Below are 22,238 nucleotides of genomic sequence, written 5' to 3'. Positions count from 1 at the left end.
TCCCTTAGTACTGATCCCGGCGTGGGCGTTCGTGACGGGTACTCAACTCTTCCATAATCTCATCCAGTGGAAGCTTGCGCTCTTGCAGCAATACCAACAGATGATAGATCAGATCACTGACCTCAAGGCGCAGCTCGGCGTTATCTTTATTTTTGGCGGCAATTATGGTCTCGGAAGCTTCCTCGCCTACCTTTTTGAGGATCTTATCCACGCCTTTATCAAACAGATAAGTGGTATACGCGCCTTCCGGGCGTTCCACTTCCCGTTCAGCAATCACACGCTCCAGCTCACCAAGAACAGCAAAACGCTCACCATCCGTCAGACTAGACACTGATTTCGAAGCATCCGTTGTTGGGTTATTCAAAGGAATCTCACGGAAAAAGCATGACGTAGCTCCAGTATGGCAAGCTGGTCCTTCAGGCACAACCTTCACGAGTAGTGTGTCGCTATCACAATCATAGGATATGGAGGTAATAGCTTGTGTGTTGCCTGAGGTTCCGCCTTTATGCCAAAGTTCGCTGCGTGAACGGCTCCAAAACCAAGTCTGACCACTCTCCAGTGAGAGCTGTAACGATTCGGAGTTCATATAAGCAACCATAAGTACCTCTAAACTGCTAGCATCCTGAACAACGGCAGGCACCAGACCCGCTTCATTCCAGCGAATGCCTGCCAGAGCTTCTTTTTGGCTTAATGTGGTATTGTTTTGTGTTTCGCTCATCGGATTTCTACCCCTTTTTGCTTCAAATCTGCCTTTAAATCATTAATTGCAATCTCTTTATAGTGAAAAATGGTCGCCGCAAGTCCCGCATCGGCTTTCCCTTCCGTAAATACATCGTAAAAATGCTCCTTCTTCCCAGCGCCGCCAGAAGCAATCACAGGAATACTGAGCAAATCGCATACTGCCGAGGTTAGCTTCAGGTCGAAGCCGTCTTTTGTGCCATCTGCATCCATGCTAGTGAGCAAAATCTCGCCTGCGCCCAGCTTCTCAGCTTCTTTAGCCCAAGCCAGAGCACGGATGCCGGTGGGCTTACGCCCGCCATGAGTGTACACTTCCCATTCACCAAAAGCCTCATTATATTTAGCATCTATCGCTACTACAATACACTGGGAGCCAAATCGGCGAGCACCGTCCAAAATTAACTGAGGATTAGTGATGGCTGCCGTATTAATGCCGATTTTGTCTGCGCCTGCACGAAGAATTCTTTTCATATCATCAGTTGTAGAGATCCCTCCACCCACTGTAAAAGGAATAGCAATCTCACCAGCGGTCTGCCGCACAACCTCGATCATCGTTGCTCTACCTTCTACGGAAGCCGATATATCGAGAAACACAAGCTCATCTGCGCCCTCGCGGTCATACAGCGCCGCTAGCTCTACCGGATCTCCAGCATCACGCAGATTCACAAAGTTAACGCCTTTGACTACCCGTCCATCCTTAACGTCAAGACAGGGGATGATACGTTTTGCTAACATTATGAAATCCCCCTTTCTTTAAAAAGCGTTTCAAGCACCTAAAGTGTGTCCGTCCCCCTAAAGCCCTCTTAGCCCCCAGGGGGAGCCCAAGGGCCCCTGCGCTTTGGAAACCTTCATTGTTGGCATGGCGGATCATAGCCCATCCGGCTGAACCATAGCCCACACGGCTGAACATGTGCTATGATCGCTAACCCCTTCGTAGCCAGCTTCCTTGACCCATAACACCTTCATGTTCCGCGGTTTTGGCCCTTATGTGGTCGGAAGGGCTCACGCCACCTGCAAGCCCACGAGTATTTAATTGCACAACGTGCAGTTATTTTATCACCCTTTTTGCAAGCTACTCTTTTAACTGCATTTCGTACAACTAAATCTGGGGATGAGCTTATAAATCAACTCATCTCTGAGTTATAGCTGCACGAAATACAACTAAATTAGCTAATCAGCTCTAAATGTGAAAAATAGCTGTATAAAGTACACTTAAATCATCATCCGAGGAAAAATACCCTTCCCGCCGCCTCATTACGCCTATTGTAGCAGATTGTGCAGCGGGTTTTAGCTAGCGGGTAACCTCTATCTTCACAGGTATTAAAATTTCACCGGATCCCTCGTTGAAACAGCGCCCAAGTCGTTACGCCATTCGTAATGAGATGAGATTTTTGCAAAGTGAAAACACATTAGCTAGTTGGGTTTGTTGCTTTATTGGCCAGCTGGTTTGTTTTAGCTCTTTTGTTGGTATATTGGTATATTGGTTTGTTGCTTTGTTATTAAGCCCTTTTGCTGGTTTGTTCGTTTAACTTTTGCTAGTTTGCTTCTCTGTGCGTTCATTTAATTATTATTAGTTACTCATTTACTGTTACGTCTATTTCTTTTATCCACTGCTCATGGCTTGCTCAACTGTTGTCTTTTTGTTCATTCGCTCGTTTATTAATTAGTTTGGTGATTTAGTGATTTTTGTTCACTACGTTACTGTTAAGTCTAATTCTTTAACCCACTGTTGGTTCTGTCTGTTTCATTGATCCACTATTCCTTGGCTAGCTCATGTCGTCTTTTTGTTCATCCGCTCATCAATTAGCGCGCTCGCCCAACGCTATTTCTGCCCAAGCGCTCGCAAAGCTCCAGAAAGATCAATATTGCCCGTATATAACGCCTTGCCAACAATAGCTCCGCCTACACCGCTGCCGCTGTGCACGTTCAGACGCAACAGATCATCAAGACTGGTGACTCCGCCGGACGCGATCACAGTTTTACCGCTGGCCTGCGCCATGGACAGGATACCGTCCACGTTCGGTCCCTGCATCATCCCGTCGCGGGAGATGTCGGTGTAAATGAATGTCTCGGCTCCTTTTGCCGCCAATTCCTTGGCAAGAGCTTCAGCACGTACTTCAGAGGTGTTCAGCCAGCCGTGTGTCGCAACATAACCGTTGCGCGCATCAATGCCGATCGCGACTTTATCGCCGTATTTTGCCAATACCTCTTCGGTAAAAGCATGATCATTAATCGCAGCAGTACCGATAATAACGCGGCTAACGCCAAGTCCGAGCAATTTCTCTACGTCCGCAAGATTGCGAAGACCGCCACCCACCTGCACAGGAACGTTAGCATTAGCAGCAATAGCACCGATAATCGCATCGTTCACAGGATGACCCGCTTTCGCACCATCTAAGTCCACCAAATGAATGAACTTTCCACCTTGCTCTTCCCATGATTTTGCCACCTTTAGTGGACTATCATTGTATATCGTTTCCTGATTGTAATCCCCCTGCTGCAGCCTGACGCATTTTCCATCCCGGATATCAATCGCCGGATATACAATAAAAGAAGACATTTGGCGCTCCCCACTTTCGTTACATTATATTTATAGCGTGACTTACGCCCGCTCTCTCTTAATCTTTAAAAAATTACCCAGCAGCTTGATTCCCAGCTCTCCGCTTTTTTCCGGATGGAACTGCATACCGAACACATTATCTTGCCCGACAATAGCTGTAACTGGGTAACCATAATCTGTGACGGCCAGCAGATCACTCTCTTTTGCTACAAGCGCGTGATAAGAGTGGACAAAATACACATGCCCCTCCTCAAGGCCAACAAAAAGCGGATTCTCCGGCTGTCTAAAGCTAAGCTTGTTCCACCCCATATGCGGCACCTTATAGCCATCTCTAGGAGCGAACCGCACCACTGAACCCGAGAGAATATCTAGCCCCTCATGGCTGCCATGCTCTTCACCGGTGCTAAACAACAGCTGCATACCAAGACAGATCCCAAGCAGAGGCTGCTCACCAGCGGCTACCTGTTTGACGACAAGATCCAAACCATTCTCCCGCAGATGCCCCATCGCATCGCCAAATGCACCGACACCTGGCAGAATGACACTATCAGCAGCGAGAATTTGCTCGGCATCACCCGTCACTACACACTCATAACCGAGACGTTCTACCGCCTTACTCACACTGTGCAGGTTGCCCATGCCATAATCGACGATTGCAACAGTCATCCTACAGCACTCCCTTCGTAGAAGGCACACCCTTCACACGGGGATCAATCAAAGTTGCCTCATCCAGCGCCCGTCCAAGCGCTTTGAATACAGCCTCAATCATGTGGTGTGTGTTAGAACCGTAGTGTACGATAACATGTAACGTAATCCGTGCTTCGAGCGCGAACTTCCACAGGAACTCCTGAACAAGCTCCGTCGAAAAGCTGCCCACCTGCTGTGAAGGATAGGTTGCACGATATTCAAAGTGCGGGCGATTGCTGATATCGATCACAACCTGCGCCAACGCCTCATCCATCGGTACAAAAACACTCGCATAACGTTTGATTCCTTTTTTATCACCCAGTGCTTCGTGCAGTGCCTGCCCTAGGCAGATCCCAATGTCTTCAACCGTGTGGTGGTCATCAATCTCGATGTCTCCACGTGCCTGTACAGACAGGTCAAATTGTCCGTGCTTCGTGAACAGATCCAACATATGATTCAGAAAAGGAACATCCGTCTCCAGCTCTGAAACTCCACTTCCATCTACGTTAAGAGACAACTTTATATCCGTCTCGTTTGTTTTACGGCTTAATCCAGCTTGGCGCAGGGCCTGTTCGTTATTGTTCTCCATATCCGTCTCCACCTTTTCCTTCGTTCTTGAGTCGAATCTCAATGGCTCGTGCGTGGCCTTCTAAGCCTTCGCGACGTGCCAGCTCTATAATGGTCTTCCCATCACGCAAGAGTGCTTCCTTACTGTAATAGATCAGACTTGATTTTTTAATAAAATCATCCACATCCACTGGTGACGAGAAACGTGCGGTCCCATTGGTTGGGATAATATGATTTGGCCCGGCAAAATAATCACCCACGGGCTCGGAGCTATACGCTCCCAGGAAGATGGCTCCAGCATTCTCAATGCTGCCTACGAGGCCCATAGGATCTTCGACAACAATCTCCAGATGCTCTGGTGCCAGTCTATTCACTACGGAGATCCCTTCCTCCATAGATTCCACAACAATGATCGCGCCGTAATTCTCTACCGAAGAACGGGCGATCGCCTGACGCGGCAGCTCTTGCAGCTGACGCTCCACTTCGGCCGCCACGTTATCCGCCAGGCTCTGCGATGGCGTGACCAGAATCGCCGAGGCCATCTCGTCATGCTCGGCCTGCGAAAGTAGATCCGCTGCGACATAAGCCGGCTCAGCGGTCTCATCTGCCAGCACGACAATTTCGCTTGGACCCGCGATACTGTCGATATCCACGGCGCCATATACCTCGCGTTTAGCCAGCGCAACGTATATGTTGCCGGGCCCACATATTTTATCTACCGGCGCTATGCTCTCCGTACCAAAAGCCAAAGCAGCTACCGCTTGTGCTCCGCCCACACGGTAGATTTCATTCACACCTGCTTCTGCGGCAGCAACCAGGATATAAGGGTCAATCCCTTCCTTGCCGCCGGTGGATGGCGGAGTCACCATGACGATCTCCGGCACACCCGCGATCTGTGCTGGGATCACGTTCATCAGCACCGAGGAGGGATAAGCTGCTTTGCCACCAGGTACATATACCCCTACCCGCTTCAGCGGACGAATAATCTGCCCCAGAATCGTGCCATCCGGCTGCAAATCCATCCATGAATTCCGTTTCTGTCTGGCATGGAACGCCCGGATATTGGCTGCAGCTGCTTGAATGGCAGATACGAAAGATTGCTCTACTCGGCCATACGCTGCCTGAAGCTCTTCCGGCGTTACCCGCAGTTGATTCGGCGTAAGTGCAACCCGGTCAAATTGCTCCGTATAGCGAAGAAGCGCTGTGTCTCCTTCTTTTTTAATGGCGGCCACAATTTCCTTTACCGCCTGATTTTGCTCTGGCGTACCATACTCCACTTCCCGCTCTAGCTTAAAGTCCTTGCTCGACACAACCTTCATCGCTGGTTCCTCCCTTTACCCCTAACATCTGTTGCCGCCTACCGCAAATTAGGTTGCCCTATAACTGCCTGTAGTCGGTCACACAGTTGCTGTATCTCTTCATTTTTCATCCGATAGCTCACACGATTTGCCACCAGGCGGCTTGTAATTTCGAATATACTCTTCATTTCGATTAATCCGTTGTCCCGCAGCGTTTGCCCGGTCTCTACCATATCCACAATACGATCGGCCAGACCAATCAGTGGTGCAAGCTCGATGGATCCATTTAGCTTCACTACCTCGACCTGTTGCCCCTGCTCCCTAAAATACCTTGAAGCTACATTCGGATATTTCGTCGCTACACGCTGCTGAATTCCCGGCTGCCAGTTCGGCAATCCGATGATCGACATCCGGCAGCGGGCAATGCCAAGATCAAGCAGCTCGTATACATCACGATCTTCCTCCAGCAAAACATCCTTGCCCACGATCCCAATATCCGCCACGCCATATTCTACATATGTAGGTACATCTACTGGTTTCGCCAATATAAACTCCATCCCTGCCTCAGGCAGCGGAATAACAAGCTTGCGTGATGCCTCACCGTCCGGTGGAATCGGAAGACCTGCCTGGCGGAACAGCTCAGCAGCCTTTTCGTAAATCCGGCCTTTTGGCATAGCCACCTTCAATATCTGTGCCATTGTTAAGTTGCCTCCTTTTCCATCTCCATGCAAAATTTATGTTAATCGCTTTTTGTACTAGCGATATCCTCAGCCATGCTCACTTACAAAAGATACGAATGTATAGATCTCACCGTACCGTACACCCTCTGCTTCAACCGTGTCCGTATCCAAACGCTTCACCGTTTCAAGCTCTTCTGGACCTGCAGCAAGTCTAGTAACGACTGCATGACCCTCTGACCGCAGGCGTGTTGCCTCTTCCAAGCCTTCTTTTCTGCGAATCGCATCATATTGGATCAAAATAGGCAGCTCTTCCTCTTCGGCCACTCCAGTTACACCATCCAGGATGCGATTCGTTTTTAAGGAAAATCCTGTGGATGGGATCGGACGCCCAAACTGTTGCAGCAGATTGTCATATCTACCACCACTGCATACCGGAAATCCTAACTCCGCTGCATAACCTTCAAAAGTCATGCCTGTATAATAGGAAAAGTCCCCGATCATCGTCAGATCAATCAGTACATGCTGTGATACGCCGTAAGAGACCAGCACCTCCCACACCTTGCACAAATGATCAATCGAATGACGCGCGAGCGGATGATTGCTCAGCTCTAGCGCCTGTCCACAAATCTCCTTGCCTCCGCGCAGACGCAGCAGCCCATCCAGTTCGTTCTTCTGCGCTTCTGTAAGATCCAGCCGCCGTAAAGTCTCCCGGAAAGAAACATAGTCACGGCCCAGCAAATGACTTTTCAGCTCCTCTTGAGCCTCAGGCAGTTCAGGAAGTGCCTCTTGAAATAACCCATTCAGAAAGCCTACATGCCCCATAGCGATCTTAAAAGACTTCACACCCGCGGCTTGCAGCGAAGAAATAGCAAGCGCAACTACCTCCGCATCGGCTTCAGGTGAATCATCACCTACCAGCTCTACACCTGTCTGGAAGAACTCCGCTTCCCGCCCCGCTTCTTCCTCAATGGCACGGAATACATTCGCGTGATATGACAGACGCAATGGCAGTGGCTCATCCTTCAATAGAGAGGCAACAACACGGGCAACCGGGGCAGTCATTTCTGATCGAAGCACCAAAGCCTGACCACGATTGTTAAGTAATTTATAGAGCTTCTGGTCCGACGTAGAGCTAGCCACGCCAACTGTATCGTAATATTCCAACGTTGGAGTCATCATTTGCTGATATCCCCAGCGACTCATGCAATGCAGTACATCGTTCTCAATTTTGCGCAATTTCGTTACGGCCCGGGGCAGATAGTCCCGAACGCCAGACGGCTTCTCAAATCCCTTTGGTTTGGACATCTTCATTGTTCACCTCGTCAGTTATCATTAGATACTGTTTATGTTTACTTTACTATGGTAAAGTGGTAGCAAATTAAAGTATTTTCAATATCGTATCATGTTCACTGCTTTTTCGTCAATCAAACCCTTAGTCGAGCGTTTGGCATTTTCTTTATTTTTGCCTCCCCGCTTATCGAATACTATAATGAGCTAATACGATTGTACTTCATAATTTTGTAATTGGTGTTCTAAAAATATACTTTCAACTAGAAAGAAGGGCTAACGCTTGACTAAATCCTATATGATTGGCGTTGATATTGGTACTACAAGTACAAAGGCAGTTCTCTTCGAGGAGAATGGAGCCATAGTTGCACAAGCGAATATGGGTTATCCCTTGCATCAACCCTCCCCTTCTATAGCGGAGCAGGACCCAGAGCAAATCCTACGTGCAGTCTTTCATACCCTCTCTAATGTCATGCGGCAAAGCGCCGTAACTCCAGATAAGATCCTATTCGTCTCCTTCAGTTCAGCCATGCACAGTGTCATTGCAATTGATCAGCTGGGTAAACCACTTACTGCCTGCATCACTTGGGCTGACAACCGTAGTGCCGGATCTGCACTTCGCCTGAAGAACGAGTTCAACGGACATGAGTTGTATTTGCGCACAGGAACGCCTATTCATCCTATGTCACCGATTACCAAGCTAATGTGGCTTCGGGAAGAGCAGCCTCAGTTGTTTCAACAAACCTATAAATTCATTTCTATAAAAGAATACATATTCGCTCGGCTGTTCGGCGAATACATCATCGATCATTCCATTGCCTCTTCTACAGGCATGCTCAACCTTGAACTTTTGGAGTGGGATCAAGAGGCCCTGGAGATAGCCCATATTTCACCAGGTCAACTCTCACGGCTTGTTCCCACCACAGAGATCATGCAAGGCCTGCTTCCCGGTCTAGCAGAGGAGCTACTACTGCTCCCGACGACACCTTTTGTCGTAGGAGCCAGTGATGGCGTCTTGTCCAACCTTGGCGTAGGCGCGATTAAACCCGGTGTAGTGGCCGCAACGATTGGAACAAGCGGAGCGATTCGCACCGTAGTGGATCACCCGCTTACCGACCCTAAAGGACGGACCTTCTGTTATAACTTAACCCCAAAACATTGGGTGATCGGAGGGCCCGTTAATAACGGTGGTATGCTGTTCCGCTGGGTACGGGATGAGTTCGCTGCTTCTGAAGTCGAAACCGCCAAACGTCTTGGCATTGACCCTTACGAGGTTCTAACGCGCATCGCGGAACAAGTTCCGGCAGGTAGCGGTGGTCTTCTATTCCATCCTTACTTAACTGGTGAACGGGCACCGCTGTGGAATCCTGATGCTCGTGGCTCCTTCTTCGGCCTTTCTATGAATCACCATAAGGAGCATATGATTCGCTCGGTACTAGAAGGCGTAATCTTCAATATGTATATGGTTCTGCTGGCTATGGAAGAGCAAATCGGGCGTCCTAGCAAAATTCTGGCTACAGGCGGCTTCGCCCGTTCCTCAATCTGGCGGCAGATGATGTCTGATATTTTTGATCAAGAGGTCATCATTCCGGAGAGTATCGAAAGCTCCTGCCTCGGAGCAGTAGTGCTTGGTCTATACGCAACGGGCCGTGTGGACTCCTTCGATGTTGTATTCGACATGATCGGTTCAACTTACCAGCATGATCCGATTGATGAACATACCAAAGTGTACAAGCAGCTGCTGCCGATTTATATTTCCGTCTACCGTAGTCTGGAAAGCCAGTATCAAGCTATTGCGGAGTTTCAGCGGGAACAAGCTGGAGAATAGACAAAAAATAAAAGCGCCGGTCAACCCGCATATACGGGAGACCGGCGCTTTTATATTACCTAGCAGTAGACTATGTGCTTATGGAGCCTGTTTTTGCTTTCTTTTGTGCGCCTGATCCGAAAATAATCCAAGACGCAGGCACATACCGGAAGACGAGAGCCACTGCCAGCCATGAAACCAGCAGCGCAACAAGCCATCCTCCTACAATCGCTGCGATGTACGCAAGAGAACCCCCGTGAAATGGTAATTTTCTATAGAAATACAGCAGCATAGGGTGCAATAGATAAATTCCGAAGGAGCATGCTCCCACAGATACCAAAAGTCTTGTCAGCAAGCTACGACCCGCCCCATAGAGCAAGAAGGAGATTTGCAACAGCACCACACAAGAGAGCAGCGCATGTAGATTAGAGAAACCCTCATACCATAAGCTGTTGATGACAGTTTTTTCCGTGTAATTGTTAAACCATAGCTCAACATGAACAACCCCTGCTACAATCCATAACAACCACAACGTAATCCAAACCGGACCTTTACCGGCGCGCCAGCCTTCACGTGAAGGCACTAACCATTTTTTCAAAGAAGAGTAATACACTGCAACCCCAGCACCCAGCAGGAAATACGAGAAATAAGTGATCGCCAGACTCCCCTTGGATAACTGCCAATACCCGTGATTGGTCATGTATTTATTCAGCAACACAAAACCCCACTGTAGTAATAACCCGATCAGCGGCGCCCAAGCCGCCAGATGACGAACCTTTTGCAAACACCACAAAATGAGCGGAAATAACACGTAAAACTGAATAATGATAATAATATAATACAGATGCGTATATGCCGTTCCTGTCCATAAATACTTCCATAGCTTAGAAGCCATCTCCCCCGGAGGTAAGCCCCAAGTATTCCCGGCATTCATTTTTAACGCAAAATACAGCAGTGAAAATACTACATAAGGCACAATAATATAAAGCAGCCTTCTAGTGTAGAACTTTCCTAGCGTTTTGCCACCCAGCGGACGGTCAATATAGTTATAGAAGAGCACGAACCCACTCAAAAATATGAATGAAGGTACGGCGAACTGGCTGAATTTATTAATAAATAAGAACGGATGAAACATGTTTGTACCTAGTGTCTCCGCCAACGTTCGTGAAGTAGCATGAATAGCCAGCACTGCAAAAATAGCAATCGCCCGAAAAATATCCAGCTGCGGAATTCTTTCTTTTTGTCTCATAATCTTTCCTCCTGTTAAGCTCCGCATCGAAATGATGCCTTTTTAATCAAATATTATGAAGGCTACTTCCCCACGTTTAAGCGTGTGCGTGTATCAGACCTTCTTCTAACGCTATTTCTCCTGCTGCACGAACCCCTTTGCCCGTTCCTCAGAGATATAACCTGACTTTTCCTGCGGATTGGATTCCAAAGAGCGAGGCACGCTTCCAAAAATAATCCATGAACCCGGAACTCGCCGGAAAGCAAACTGCACAATAAGCCAGCTCCCTCCCAGTGCGACCACAAGCCCTCCGTAGATGAACAAAACATATGTTAGCGACTCTAGGGGAATCTGATATCGGAACCTGCGATATACCGCCAGCAATAGCGGATGAACCAAATATATCGCAAATGAGAGTTCACCCAAACGTGTTAAAAAAGCAACAATCCCGCGAGAGGCCTTACGGTAGATCAGGAATGTAGCATACAACAGAACCAATGCTAATAACATCGTATGGACATTCCATAATAGCTCGTACCACAGCGAATCCGTCCACACCCCAAAATGGCGGGCCACATACCAAAGCTGCACATGGATAAAGGCTGCAATTAACCACCCGCTCACTAACAGGGCAGTCCATCCCTTTTGCTTGGCAGTTAGCTCCCTCCATGGCTTCATCAGCCACGTCTTCACCTTCTCAAAGTGAATCGCGATATAAGCACCCATCATATAATAAGCCAGATAAGAGATCGCCAGGCTCCCTTTTTCAACAATGTGCAGTTCGTATTTATTCCAGAAAATAAACCCCCACTGAAGTGCCAATCCGAGCGGAACCGCCCATTTAATTAAAAAGCGGGAACTCTGGAGTAGCTTAAGCAGTACTGGAAAAAGCAAATAAAACTGAATGCTGATAAATACAAAATACAAATGCGCATATGCGGAACCTGAGAATAACGCTCTAATAAAGCTGTACAGGTTGCCACCGAGGTTCTGGGTCAATCGTCCGTTCACATATAAGGTTAGTGCATAATAGCCCATAGAGGCTAGCAGATAAGGTAATAAAATATACTTTAATCGACGACGGTAGAAATTAATAATCAAGCTGCGTGTCACAGGACGCCCATAATAATTATAAAACAATACGAAGCTGCTCAGAAAAATAAATGAGGGCGTACCGAATTTAAAGAAAATGTTGATCCAGTTCAGCCAGTAATAATAAGGGGAATGCAGTGCCTGCTCTCCAGCCGCAAAAGATGAGGAATGCACATGCAATACGCCTAAGATCGCTAATGCTCTGAAAATATCCAGCTGGGGCAGCCTTTCCTGTCTCGCAGTGTTCATATTATATTCCTCTTCTCTACTATGATGGTTGTTCATAGAGACGCTAAGCGGAATGTGGAAACTGAAAATACCAGGAAGCCTGCACCTGCTGATTTTACATTCTGATATTTGAAGCTGAATGCCTAGCGTGGGATTCGCCTTATCACTAACGCTAATTATATCGAATGTATCTGTTCTAAAAACTTAAGAAGAACTTAAAGTTTCCTTAATAATCTTCTCTAAGACGCAAGAAACCCTGCAGAACCTGCGCTAAAAAAACGCAATATGTAACTGCAGGGTTAAAAAAGCATCGTTTACACTTGTTCCGCATGTTCTTCCGTTGAAGAGGGGCGCAGCTCTCGCAGAGGATTGCCTCCGACAAAAGAGCCAGCCGCCACATTTTTGTGCACCACGGAGCCAGCAGCTATAACTGCCCAATCTCCAATGGTTACACCGGGAAGAATCGTTGTATTCGCGCCGATCAATACATTTTCACCGATCACCACTTCGCCCAGGCGATATTCCTTGATCAGATACTCATGCGCCAGAATCGTCGTGTTATAACCAATAATAGAATTCTCACCTACCGTTATTTTCTCCGGAAAAAACACATCCACCATTGCCATAAGACCAAAAGCCGTGTGTTTACCAACCTTCATCCCCAGCATCCGTCGATAGATCCAATTCTTTAACGGTAGAATCGGACAATAGCGGGCAATCTGAATAAAAATAAAGTTGCGGACACCCTTCCAAGGGCTGACCGTACGGTAAATATACCAAAGTGAGTTATGACCTTCTACTGGATAACGGGTTACGTTTCTCACGATTCATTCGTTCCTCGCTCCATAATTTCTATAATATCCTTCATGTTATGGATGATAAAGTCCGGATCATACTTGCGGAGCGTATCCTCGCCCTTCAAAGACCAAGATACTCCAGCAGCGTATACACCGGCAGCTTTGGCTGATTGAATATCAACTGCACTGTCACCTATCATTAAGGTTTTGCGAGGATCAACACCAAGATTGTGGACCGCTGTCAGAACGGGCTCCGGATGTGGCTTTGGTTCAGTAACATCGTTCACAGTCACAATCGTATCCATGTACTTAAGCAAATCGAACCTTTCCAGGGTCTTGATCGTTGTTGGACGGATCTTAGTAGTTACAATCCCAAGTTTGATCCCACGACGCGAGAGCTCCTCAATAGTCTCCTTTACAAGCGGGAAAGAACGCACTAACTCATCATGATGCTCATTATTATAAGAACGATAGGACTTTTCTAACGTACCATTTACATCCTCTAGTCCAGAGAATACTCTCATCTGTTGCTGAAGGGTTGTTCCCATATGCGGAATTATCTCTTCTCTGGTCAGTGGAGCCAGACCATTGTCCTTCAGCGCGTACATAAATGAACTAATGATTAGCTCATTCGTATCGACAATCGTTCCATCCAGATCAAAAAGAACGCATTCTATCATAAGTTTTACTGCTCCTTCTTATCTCCATCCGCTGGCTGTCCTTGCTCAGGTTGTGTTCCTTGACGAGTTTTCTGCGGTGTATTTACTGCGCTTTCTGGCACTACAGTATCTGCTTGGATCGGTTTAGTACATACGATAGGGTCAGAATAATGTGCTTTAGGCTCTCCGGTTACTCTGCGAATAACGATCAGCAATATAGCTGCCACAATAATCAGTAGAGAAAGCAGCTGAGAAATACGAATATTACCATAGGCAGGATCCAAATATCCTTGTTCAAAACCTAACCATTCCATCGGACTCCATAAGCCGTTTATAAACGAAGCCAGTCCTGCACTTCCGTTAAACGCTAAACTGTCAGTACGCACAGCCTCGATGAAGAACCGACCGATGGAATACCATATAAAGTAAGACATGAAGATTTCTCCAGCACGTACAAACTTCTGACGACGGAGAACCATCAATAACGCAATCCCTAGTAAGCTCCAAAGAGATTCATACAGGAAGGTCGGATGATGAAAAGCATCCCCTATGTACATTTGATTAACGATGAAGTCAGGCAAATGCAGTTTATCCCGTAAAAAAGATTCCTCAACTACGCTGCCGTATGCCTCTTGGTTGACAAAGTTTCCCCAGCGGCCAATCATTTGACCCGCCAGTAGTCCAGGTGCGCAAATATCAACAATACGCCAGAAAGGGTAACCCTTATAACGGAAATAAATAATTCCGCAAATAATCGCTCCTATTAATGCGCCGTAAATGGCGATGCCGCCATTCCAGATCTTAAAGACGTCTATCAGATTATGCTTATAATCGTCCCATTTAAAAGCTACAAAATAAATCCGTGCCCCTATAATTGCCGAGGGTACACCCAGTAGCAGCATATCCATAAAGAATTCTTGCGGGATTCCGAACCGTTTGCCCTCGCGGATCGCAAGAAATAATCCCGCGAGTGCACCGACCCCTAGTATTAACCCGTACCAGTGTACAGGTAGTGATCCAATTGAGAATACAATAGGATCTATTGCTAATGGGAACATTGTCTCACACTCCTAATCGAGATCGTCCATATCCTCAGATATGGTCGCAGTTAACTTATTCGTAAACTGCAGGGCTGCATTAAAGCCCATTTGCTTCAGGCGATAGTTCATCGCAGCAACCTCAATAATAACGGCAAGGTTACGTCCTGGACGTACAGGAATGGTTACAAGTGGAACATCGGTATCAATAATCCGCGTTGTTTCCTCATCAAGTCCAAGCCGGTCATACTGCTTGTCTTGCTGCCAAGCCTCTAATCTAACGACAAGTGTAATCCGTTTATGATTACGGATAGCACCCGCACCAAAAAGTGTCATTACGTTAATGATACCTACTCCGCGAATTTCCAACAAGTGACGGATCAACTCAGGGGCTGTACCATGCAGCTGGTTATCTGAAGTCTGGCGGATTTCCACGGCATCATCAGCGATCAGTCTATGTCCACGTTTTACAAGTTCAAGGGCTGTCTCACTCTTACCAATACCACTACTACCAGTAATCAGCATACCTACACCATATACATCACAGAGCACACCATGAATCGTTGCTGTAGGGGCTAATCTCCCTTCTAAGAAGCTCGTCAAACGGCTGGAGAAAATAGTCGTAGCCATCGAGCTACGAAGCACAGGAAGTCCCTTTTCATTACTTATATCAATTAACTCCTGTGGCACATCCAAACTACGGGTAATTACGATACAAGGGGTATTGTCATTACAGATTCCACGAAGCCTACTTTTACGTTCAGCTTCAGGCAGCATGGAGAAGAATGCGAGTTCTGTCTTACCTAATAGTTGAACACGTTCTTCCGGATAATATTCGAAATAACCAGCAATCTCTAGTCCAGGGCGATTCAGGTCATCGACCGTAATAGGTCGTTTTAGACCTTCCTGGCCGGAAATAACCTCTAATTGAAAATGTTGTACCAATTCAGATACTTTTACTTTCTTAGCCATGTAAATTCGTCCTTTCGTCACCTGCGGTATATGTCCGCTTACTGCGTCCGGTTGACAGCGATCTCATTACAATTCCGGAGGTAATTCTCCTGCTATCTTAATTGATAACGCTTGTGAATGCAATCTTAACGCCTATCCATTACGACCCTAATTAAACAATAAAGCCACCCTTTCGGGTGGCTTTATCAAGAGAGAAAAGATCCTGCGATCTTATCCCAACAGAATGTTAACTTCGGATTCTTTATCGAAGAAGTGAACTTTGTTCATATCGATAGCCAATTTTGGCTTGCTGCCTTCGCGAGTAGTGGAACGTCCATCTACACGAGCGATTACAGTAGATTTACCAAGGCCGCTCAAGTAAAGGAGCATTTCGTGACCAAGGTTTTCAGTTACATCAACCAATGAAGTAAAGATTGTGTTCGGGGAAGCTTCCAAGAATACTGGCTCTTCATGGATATCTTCTGGACGAACGCCCATAATTACTTCTTTGCCAATGTAGCCTTTGCTGCGGATGATTTGAGCTTTTCCGCCTGGTACTTCAACATCAAGGTTCTCAGCGCGGAAACGGATAGAACCGTTTGCTTCGGACAAAGTACCATTGATAAAGTTCATTGTAGGGGATCCGATAAATCCAGCTACGAACAGGTTAGTTGGTTCATTGTACAACTCTTCAGGGGAAGCAGCTTGTTGAATGATACCATCATACATAACTACGATACGGTCACCCATTGTCATAGCTTCTGTTTGGTCATGCGTTACGTAGATACAAGTGGTTTCAAGGCGTTTAACCAGTTTAGTGATTTCAGCGCGCATTTGACCACGAAGTTTAGCATCCAAGTTGGAAAGAGGCTCATCCATCAAGAAGACTTGTGGATCACGTACGATAGCGCGTCCCAAAGCGACACGTTGGCGTTGACCACCGGAAAGTGCTTTTGGTTTACGATCTAGCAAATGTTCGATATCGAGAATTCTAGCAGCTTCACGTACTTTCTTGTCGATTTCATCTTTCTTCACTTTACGAAGTTTCAAACCGAAAGCCATGTTTTGGTATACGCTCATATGCGGATACAGGGCGTAGGATTGGAATACCATCGCGATATCGCGGTCTTTAGGTGCAACGTCGTTGACTACACGATCGCCAATGTACATTTTACCTTCGGAGATTTCTTCCAGACCAGCGATCATACGCAAAGTTGTGGATTTACCGCAACCGGATGGTCCAACCAATACTAGAAATTCCTTATCTTTAATATCAAGATTGATATCCATTACTGTTGCTTTATCTGAACCCGGGTATTTTTTGAAAATATGCTCTAAACGTACGCCTGCCATTGTATTTCCCCCTCGAGTTAATTATTGATTAATTGAAAAATTCTTTTTTCCTTGTACATTTATATTACCCTAGACGGGACACGGTGGCTATTTGTAACGTTCACAAAAAACCTATTTCCTTTTCGTCACTTTATACAAAAGCATAGTAAGCTTCACAATAGCAGCGTCCCCAAAGCTACGCACATCGGCACCCGTCTCCTGTTTTATCTTGTCCAGACGGTATAAAAGCGTGTTGCGATGAATATATAGCTTCTTGGCTGTTTCACTTACATTACAATCCATCTCAAAAAACGTCTCCAGGGTCATCAGCATCTCTTTATCCGATAATACGGAAGAATAGTCGCCAATCTGTCCAAGTAACTGTTTACGCCGTGCATCAGGAATGCTGTTAACCAAACGTTCCAAATGCAGCTCCCAAGGTAAATGAATATATTCACCCACTTGGAAAATACGTCCGAGTACAATGGTCTCCCTCAGCAAGGCCACGGATCCCGTCAATCCCTTAACAGGGACTATAGCCGGAGCTACAGCCAAATGGAATACACCTACCCATTCGCTGGCTATCAGTTCGTGTAAGCCCATACTGGTCTGAGCCAGAATTTCATCTACACTCTCTTCTTCCTCATCCTTATCATCTCCGCCCGTGAGTAGTTCCTTCCGGGCCAATATTAACCATTCTTTTTCTTGAAGAGGTATAAGCAGAATTTCATTCTCAAAATAGCTGCGCAGCAGCTTCATTAAGGAACGATAAGTGATCTGCGGGCTATGTGCATTCTCACTGCTAAGTAGGAATGGAACCATATCTCCGAATAAACGTCCCTTTAGAGCCATCTCATCGGGTATCTCAGAGTCATTTTTCTCTTGCTCCAGTTCGGTGTTCAACCAGATACCCAGCTGCCGAGCCTCCGCTTCCCCTTCTTCTCTAACCCCAGTAGCTTTTAGTGCAATTGCAAAGTTTCGAACTGCATAATTCACTAATTGTATTTCCAAAGAGTTAAGTCCATCCAATTCCACCCAGACAGCGGTTACACGTCCATCAGTCTCATATAATGGTGCCCAAAGATGACCCTCATGGATTACCGGCTGTTCCTGTGCTTCCAATCCCATAATAAAAAGAGAAGCTGAATGTTGCCTACCTAACTGCTTGATTCCGGTTTTCTTTCCGGTGAGCTGCTCTAACTTTTTCCGCAATGTTTCGCTATCCATAGTCACCATACTCCACCACTTTTGCTCTTTTCGCCTATTTTAGCATATTCTCTAATATTATGTTAATCACTACAGCAGCGCGCTACTATAATACGACATAAAAACACAAAAAAAGCCACCACCCTAAGGTGATGACTTTCTGTTTGGGATGAGCCATGAAGGACTCGAACCTTCGACACCCTGATTAAAAGTCAGGTGCTCTACCAACTGAGCTAATGGCTCATAAATGGTGGGGGATGATGGATTCGAACCACCGAACACGTACGTGAGCAGATTTACAGTCTGATGCGTTTGGCCACTTCGCTAATCCCCCAAAAAAGGTGGCTCGGGACGGAATCGAACCGCCGACACGAGGATTTTCAGTCCTCTGCTCTACCGACTGAGCTACCGAGCCATAAGATTACATGACAATTAAGCGGAAAAGTCTTACACTTCCCACTCATTTTGTGGAAAAAATGGCGGAACCGACGGGATTCGAACCCGCGGTCTCCTGCGTGACAGGCAGGCATGTTAGGCCAACTACACCACGGTTCCGCATTAATAAAAAATGGTGCCGGCGAGAGGACTTGAACCCCCAACCTACTGATTACAAGTCAGTTGCTCTACCAGTTGAGCTACACCGGCACGGTGTAAAAGCAATTCTAAAAAGATGAAAATGGTGGAGGCTGAGGGGATCGAACCCCCGACCCTCTGCTTGTAAGGCAGATGCTCTCCCAGCTGAGCTAAGCCTCCAGGTATTATGGTAGCGGCGAAGGGGATCGAACCCCCGACCTCACGGGTATGAACCGTACGCTCTAGCCAGCTGAGCTACACCGCCACAATAATTAGTATTGCTATGGATTGAAAATGGCGGAGAGAGTGGGATTCGAACCCACGCACCGCTTACGCAGTCTAACCCCTTAGCAGAGGGTCCCCTTATAGCCACTTGGGTATCTCTCCAAACGATATCAGTACCACAGCAATCCAAACAGGAATTTGACTCCCTGAAAACTGAATCCGAAACGAATCTGCATTCTACATATAGGATAAGCCCTCGACCGATTAGTATTGGTCAGCTCCATGCATTGCTGCACTTCCACCTCCAACCTATCTACCTCGTCGTCTTCAAGGGGTCTTACTAATTGGGAAATCTCATCTTGAGGGGGGCTTCACGCTTAGATGCTTTCAGCGCTTATCCCGTCCGTACGTAGCTACCCAGCCATGCTCCTGGCGGAACAACTGGTGCACCAGCGGTACGTCCATCCCGGTCCTCTCGTACTAAGGACAGCTCCTCTCAAATTTCCTGCGCCCACGACAGATAGGGACCGAACTGTCTCACGACGTTCTGAACCCAGCTCGCGTACCGCTTTAATGGGCGAACAGCCCAACCCTTGGGACCTACTTCAGCCCCAGGATGCGATGAGCCGACATCGAGGTGCCAAACCTCCCCGTCGATGTGGACTCTTGGGGGAGATAAGCCTGTTATCCCCAGGGTAGCTTTTATCCGTTGAGCGATGGCCCTTCCATGCGGTACCACCGGATCACTAAGTCCGACTTTCGTCCCTGCTCGACTTGTAGGTCTCGCAGTCAAGCTCCCTTATGCCTTTGCACTCTGCGAATGATTTCCAACCATTCTGAGGGAACCTTGGAACGCCTCCGTTACTCTTTAGGAGGCGACCGCCCCAGTCAAACTGCCCGCCTGACACGGTCCCCGTACCCGATAAGGGCACTAGGTTAGAACCTAGATACGATCAGGGTGGTATCCCAACGGCGCCTCCACCGAAGCTTGCGCTCCGATTTCTACGGCTCCCACCTATCCTGTACAGATCGTACCCAAATTCAATATCAAGCTGCAGTAAAGCTCCATGGGGTCTTTCCGTCTTGTCGCGGGTAACCTGCATCTTCACAGGTATTAAAATTTCACCGGATCTCTCGTTGAGACAGCGCCCAAGTCGTTACGCCATTCGTGCGGGTCAGAATTTACCTGACAAGGAATTTCGCTACCTTAGGACCGTTATAGTTACGGCCGCCGTTTACTGGGGCTTCGGTTCATAGCTTCGGGTTACCCCTAACCACTCCCCTTAACCTTCCAGCACCGGGCAGGCGTCAGCCCGTATACTTCGCCTTGCGGCTTCGCACAGACCTGTGTTTTTGCTAAACAGTCGCTTGGGCCTTTTCACTGCGGCCCCCTCGTGCTATTCACACTACCGGGGCACCCCTTCTCCCGAAGTTACGGGGTCATTTTGCCGAGTTCCTTAACGAGAGTTCTTCCGCGCGCCTTAGAATTCTCTTCTCGCCTACCTGTGTCGGTTTGCGGTACGGGCACCTTCTCCTGGCTAGAGGCTTTTCTTGGCAGTGTGAGATCATGACCTTCGCTACTATAATTTTCGCTCCCCATCACAGCCCAGCCTTAACGATGTGCGGATTTGCCTACACATCAGCCTCACTGCTTAGACGGACATCCATCAGTCCGCGTCACTACCCTCCTGCGTCACCCCATCGCTCATAGCGGATTACGGTGGTACAGTAATTTCAAACTGTTGTCCTTCGACTACGCCTTTCGGCCTCGCCTTAGGTCCCGACTTACCCTGAGCGGACGAGCCTTCCTCAGGAAACCTTGGGCTTTCGGCGGATCAGATTCTCACTGATCTTTTCGTTACTCATACCGGCATTCTCACTTGTGTAGTGTCCAGCGCTCTTTTCAGTACACCTTCAACCCCTACACAACGCTCCCCTACCCCAGATGCAAAGCATCTAGCCATAGCTTCGGTGGTGTGTTTAGCCCCGTTACATTTTCGGCGCAGAGTCACTCGACCAGTGAGCTATTACGCACTCTTTCAATGGTGGCTGCTTCTAAGCCAACATCCTGGTTGTCTGTGCAACTCCACATCCTTTCCCACTTAACACACACTTGGGGACCTTAGCTGATGGTCTGGGCTGTTTCCCTTTTGACAATGGATCTTAGCACTCACTGTCTGACTCCCGGCAATAAGTATATGGCATTCGGAGTTTGACTGAGCTTGGTAATCCTTGCGGACCCCGCACCCAATCAGTGCTCTACCTCCACTACTCTTATACCGAGGCTAGCCCTAAAGCTATTTCGGGGAGAACCAGCTATCTCCGAGTTCGATTGGAATTTCTCCGCTACCCCCACCTCATCCCCGCACTTTTCAACGTACGTGGGTTCGGGCCTCCAGTGCGTGTTACCGCACCTTCACCCTGGACAGGGGTAGATCACACGGTTTCGGGTCTACGTCCACATACTCAATCGCCCTATTCAGACTCGCTTTCGCTGCGGCTCCACCTTCTCGGCTTAACCTTGCATGTTAAACGTAACTCGCCGGTTCATTCTACAAAAGGCACGCCATCACCCATTAATAGGGCTCTGACTTTTTGTAAGCACACGGTTTCAGGTTCTATTTCACTCCCCTTCCGGGGTGCTTTTCACCTTTCCCTCACGGTACTGTTTCACTATCGGTCGCCAGGTAGTATTTAGCCTTAGCAGATGGTCCTGCTGGATTCATACGGGGTTTCACGTGCCCCGCACTACTCGGGATCCGTCTCGGAGAGAATACAGTTTAGGTTACAGGGCTTTTACCTCTATCGCGGGCCTTTCCAGACCTCTTCACCTACCATATTCCTTTGTAACTCCATGTGAGACGTCCCACAACCCCAAGAGGCAAGCCCCTTGGTTTAGGCTGTTCCGCGTTCGCTCGCCGCTACTGACGGAATCACTATTGTTTTCTCTTCCTCAGGGTACTTAGATGTTTCAGTTCCCCTGGTCTGCCTCTACACACCCTATGTATTCAGGTATGAGTAACTGCGAATTACCACAGCTGGGTTTCCCCATTCGGACACCCCCGGATCAAAGCTTGCTTACAGCTCCCCGAGGCAGTTTCGTTGTTCGCCACGTCCTTCGTCGGCTCCTGGCGCCTAGGCATCCTCCGTGTGCTCTTATTAGCTTAACCTTGATTTTTCCGCAGGAAAATATCATACGATGACATTCTCTTTGGAATCATCTCACTAATAACATTTACTTGCTTACACAAGTTGCTAAAAGATGTTCTAAAACGCAAATTCGTTT

The 22,238-nt window shown here is 47.6% G+C and carries 17 protein-coding genes, 8 tRNA genes and 1 rRNA gene; 1 reads left to right on the top strand and 25 read right to left on the bottom strand.

The genetic code is table 11. The features are described from left to right. Positions 1 to 4: 4 nt before the first annotated feature. The 8 genes from hisIE to MHI51_RS00775 all read right to left on the bottom strand — a co-directional run bounded on the left by hisIE (position 5) and on the right by MHI51_RS00775 (position 7,835). The gene (gene hisIE, locus MHI51_RS00810; RefSeq protein WP_076220888.1) at positions 5 to 718 is read right to left on the bottom strand and encodes a bifunctional phosphoribosyl-AMP cyclohydrolase/phosphoribosyl-ATP diphosphatase HisIE; all 714 of its coding nucleotides are present in this window, start codon (positions 716 to 718) and stop codon (positions 5 to 7) included. Beyond that, entirely contained in the window at positions 715 to 1,473 is a 759-nt protein-coding gene (hisF, locus tag MHI51_RS00805; protein WP_036687077.1) for an imidazole glycerol phosphate synthase subunit HisF, read from the bottom strand. The genes hisIE and hisF overlap by 4 nt, the downstream gene beginning before the upstream one ends. A gap of 1,087 nt (positions 1,474 to 2,560) precedes the next feature. After that, complete coding sequence (hisA, locus tag MHI51_RS00800) at positions 2,561 to 3,298, bottom strand: 1-(5-phosphoribosyl)-5-[(5-phosphoribosylamino)methylideneamino]imidazole-4-carboxamide isomerase (protein ID WP_076126839.1); 738 nt, start codon at positions 3,296 to 3,298, stop codon at positions 2,561 to 2,563. 42 nt (positions 3,299 to 3,340) lie between these two features. After that, positions 3,341 to 3,964, bottom strand: coding sequence for an imidazole glycerol phosphate synthase subunit HisH (hisH, locus tag MHI51_RS00795; RefSeq protein ID WP_076126837.1), 624 nt, complete (start codon positions 3,962 to 3,964; stop codon positions 3,341 to 3,343). Between the two features lies 1 nt (position 3,965). Continuing rightward, positions 3,966 to 4,574, bottom strand: a complete 609-nt coding sequence (gene hisB / locus MHI51_RS00790; RefSeq protein ID WP_036687073.1) for an imidazoleglycerol-phosphate dehydratase HisB — start codon at positions 4,572 to 4,574, stop codon at positions 3,966 to 3,968. Beyond that, complete coding sequence (hisD, locus tag MHI51_RS00785) at positions 4,561 to 5,871, bottom strand: histidinol dehydrogenase (RefSeq protein ID WP_076126836.1); 1,311 nt, start codon at positions 5,869 to 5,871, stop codon at positions 4,561 to 4,563. The genes hisB and hisD overlap by 14 nt, the downstream gene beginning before the upstream one ends. A 38-nt stretch (positions 5,872 to 5,909) precedes the next feature. Further along, complete coding sequence (gene hisG, locus MHI51_RS00780; RefSeq protein ID WP_036687062.1) at positions 5,910 to 6,548, bottom strand: ATP phosphoribosyltransferase; 639 nt, start codon at positions 6,546 to 6,548, stop codon at positions 5,910 to 5,912. 69 nt (positions 6,549 to 6,617) lie between these two features. Then, complete coding sequence (locus MHI51_RS00775) at positions 6,618 to 7,835, bottom strand: ATP phosphoribosyltransferase regulatory subunit (protein ID WP_076219570.1); 1,218 nt, start codon at positions 7,833 to 7,835, stop codon at positions 6,618 to 6,620. 280 nt (positions 7,836 to 8,115) lie between these two features. Between MHI51_RS00775 and gntK the strand changes: the two genes are divergently transcribed. Further along, a complete protein-coding gene (gene gntK / locus MHI51_RS00770; protein WP_076277742.1) occupies positions 8,116 to 9,645 on the top strand; it encodes a gluconokinase in 1,530 nt (509 codons plus the stop codon). Positions 9,646 to 9,715: 70 nt separating this feature from the next. On the opposite strand, the gene MHI51_RS00765 is transcribed toward gntK, so the two are convergent. The 17 genes from MHI51_RS00765 to MHI51_RS00685 all read right to left on the bottom strand — a co-directional run bounded on the left by MHI51_RS00765 (position 9,716) and on the right by MHI51_RS00685 (position 22,122). Further along, a complete protein-coding gene (locus MHI51_RS00765) occupies positions 9,716 to 10,873 on the bottom strand; it encodes an acyltransferase (protein ID WP_076219571.1) in 1,158 nt (385 codons plus the stop codon). 111 nt (positions 10,874 to 10,984) lie between these two features. Continuing rightward, positions 10,985 to 12,193: an acyltransferase gene (locus tag MHI51_RS00760; protein ID WP_405173487.1), complete on the bottom strand. Its 1,209-nt coding sequence runs from the start codon at positions 12,191 to 12,193 to the stop codon at positions 10,985 to 10,987. 293 nt (positions 12,194 to 12,486) lie between these two features. Then, entirely contained in the window at positions 12,487 to 12,996 is a 510-nt protein-coding gene (locus tag MHI51_RS00755) for a DapH/DapD/GlmU-related protein (RefSeq protein WP_170914218.1), read from the bottom strand. Then, complete coding sequence (ppaX, locus tag MHI51_RS00750; protein WP_076126829.1) at positions 12,993 to 13,649, bottom strand: pyrophosphatase PpaX; 657 nt, start codon at positions 13,647 to 13,649, stop codon at positions 12,993 to 12,995. The genes MHI51_RS00755 and ppaX overlap by 4 nt, the downstream gene beginning before the upstream one ends. 5 nt (positions 13,650 to 13,654) lie before the next feature. Further along, a complete protein-coding gene (gene lgt, locus MHI51_RS00745) occupies positions 13,655 to 14,686 on the bottom strand; it encodes a prolipoprotein diacylglyceryl transferase (protein WP_076126827.1) in 1,032 nt (343 codons plus the stop codon). Positions 14,687 to 14,698: 12 nt separating this feature from the next. Then, the gene (hprK, locus tag MHI51_RS00740) at positions 14,699 to 15,637 is read right to left on the bottom strand and encodes an HPr(Ser) kinase/phosphatase (RefSeq protein ID WP_036687047.1); all 939 of its coding nucleotides are present in this window, start codon (positions 15,635 to 15,637) and stop codon (positions 14,699 to 14,701) included. Between the two features lie 210 nt (positions 15,638 to 15,847). Further along, positions 15,848 to 16,969: an ABC transporter ATP-binding protein gene (locus tag MHI51_RS00735; protein WP_076126826.1), complete on the bottom strand. Its 1,122-nt coding sequence runs from the start codon at positions 16,967 to 16,969 to the stop codon at positions 15,848 to 15,850. A gap of 111 nt (positions 16,970 to 17,080) precedes the next feature. After that, positions 17,081 to 18,175: a CdaR family transcriptional regulator gene (locus MHI51_RS00730; RefSeq protein WP_076219573.1), complete on the bottom strand. Its 1,095-nt coding sequence runs from the start codon at positions 18,173 to 18,175 to the stop codon at positions 17,081 to 17,083. Positions 18,176 to 18,324: 149 nt separating this feature from the next. Next, positions 18,325 to 18,397 (bottom strand) — tRNA-Lys (locus MHI51_RS00725). Positions 18,398 to 18,402: 5 nt separating this feature from the next. Beyond that, positions 18,403 to 18,488 (bottom strand) — tRNA-Tyr (locus tag MHI51_RS00720). Positions 18,489 to 18,496: 8 nt separating this feature from the next. Further along, positions 18,497 to 18,569, bottom strand: a tRNA-Phe gene (locus MHI51_RS00715). A 62-nt stretch (positions 18,570 to 18,631) separates the two neighbouring features. After that, a tRNA-Asp gene (locus MHI51_RS00710) sits at positions 18,632 to 18,709 on the bottom strand. A gap of 14 nt (positions 18,710 to 18,723) precedes the next feature. Beyond that, positions 18,724 to 18,799: transfer RNA gene (locus MHI51_RS00705), tRNA-Thr, on the bottom strand. A 32-nt stretch (positions 18,800 to 18,831) separates the two neighbouring features. Beyond that, positions 18,832 to 18,907 (bottom strand) — tRNA-Val (locus MHI51_RS00700). 8 nt (positions 18,908 to 18,915) lie between these two features. Next, positions 18,916 to 18,992, bottom strand: a tRNA-Met gene (locus MHI51_RS00695). A 30-nt stretch (positions 18,993 to 19,022) separates the two neighbouring features. After that, a tRNA-Ser gene (locus MHI51_RS00690) sits at positions 19,023 to 19,114 on the bottom strand. Positions 19,115 to 19,196: 82 nt separating this feature from the next. Next, positions 19,197 to 22,122, bottom strand: a 23S ribosomal RNA gene (locus tag MHI51_RS00685). Positions 22,123 to 22,238: the final 116 nt, after the last annotated feature.

The organism is Paenibacillus sp. FSL H8-0260 (genome assembly GCF_045040625.1).
GTDB lineage: Bacteria > Bacillota > Bacilli > Paenibacillales > Paenibacillaceae > Paenibacillus_AQ > Paenibacillus_AQ odorifer.
The sequence above is the reverse complement of the archived record's forward strand: the minus strand, read 5'-3'. Positions and strand labels throughout refer to the sequence as shown.

Excerpts from the sequence above, each read along its gene's own strand:
- hisIE (WP_076220888.1), bottom strand. The coding sequence starts at position 718 with ATGAGCGAAACACAAAACAATACCACATTAAGCCAAAAAGAAGCTCTG.
- MHI51_RS00765 (WP_076219571.1), bottom strand. The coding sequence starts at position 10,873 with ATGAGACAAAAAGAAAGAATTCCGCAGCTGGATATTTTTCGGGCGATT.
- hisB (WP_036687073.1), bottom strand. The coding sequence starts at position 4,574 with ATGGAGAACAATAACGAACAGGCCCTGCGCCAAGCTGGATTAAGCCGT.
- lgt (WP_076126827.1), bottom strand. The coding sequence starts at position 14,686 with ATGTTCCCATTAGCAATAGATCCTATTGTATTCTCAATTGGATCACTA.
- hisG (WP_036687062.1), bottom strand. The coding sequence starts at position 6,548 with ATGGCACAGATATTGAAGGTGGCTATGCCAAAAGGCCGGATTTACGAA.
- hprK (WP_036687047.1), bottom strand. The coding sequence starts at position 15,637 with ATGGCTAAGAAAGTAAAAGTATCTGAATTGGTACAACATTTTCAATTA.
- MHI51_RS00760 (WP_405173487.1), bottom strand. The coding sequence starts at position 12,193 with ATGAACACTGCGAGACAGGAAAGGCTGCCCCAGCTGGATATTTTCAGA.
- hisA (WP_076126839.1), bottom strand. The coding sequence starts at position 3,298 with ATGTCTTCTTTTATTGTATATCCGGCGATTGATATCCGGGATGGAAAA.
- MHI51_RS00730 (WP_076219573.1), bottom strand. The coding sequence starts at position 18,175 with ATGGATAGCGAAACATTGCGGAAAAAGTTAGAGCAGCTCACCGGAAAG.
- hisH (WP_076126837.1), bottom strand. The coding sequence starts at position 3,964 with ATGACTGTTGCAATCGTCGATTATGGCATGGGCAACCTGCACAGTGTG.
- MHI51_RS00775 (WP_076219570.1), bottom strand. The coding sequence starts at position 7,835 with ATGTCCAAACCAAAGGGATTTGAGAAGCCGTCTGGCGTTCGGGACTAT.
- MHI51_RS00735 (WP_076126826.1), bottom strand. The coding sequence starts at position 16,969 with ATGGCAGGCGTACGTTTAGAGCATATTTTCAAAAAATACCCGGGTTCA.
- ppaX (WP_076126829.1), bottom strand. The coding sequence starts at position 13,649 with ATGATAGAATGCGTTCTTTTTGATCTGGATGGAACGATTGTCGATACG.
- gntK (WP_076277742.1), top strand. The coding sequence starts at position 8,116 with ATGATTGGCGTTGATATTGGTACTACAAGTACAAAGGCAGTTCTCTTC.
- hisF (WP_036687077.1), bottom strand. The coding sequence starts at position 1,473 with ATGTTAGCAAAACGTATCATCCCCTGTCTTGACGTTAAGGATGGACGG.
- hisD (WP_076126836.1), bottom strand. The coding sequence starts at position 5,871 with ATGAAGGTTGTGTCGAGCAAGGACTTTAAGCTAGAGCGGGAAGTGGAG.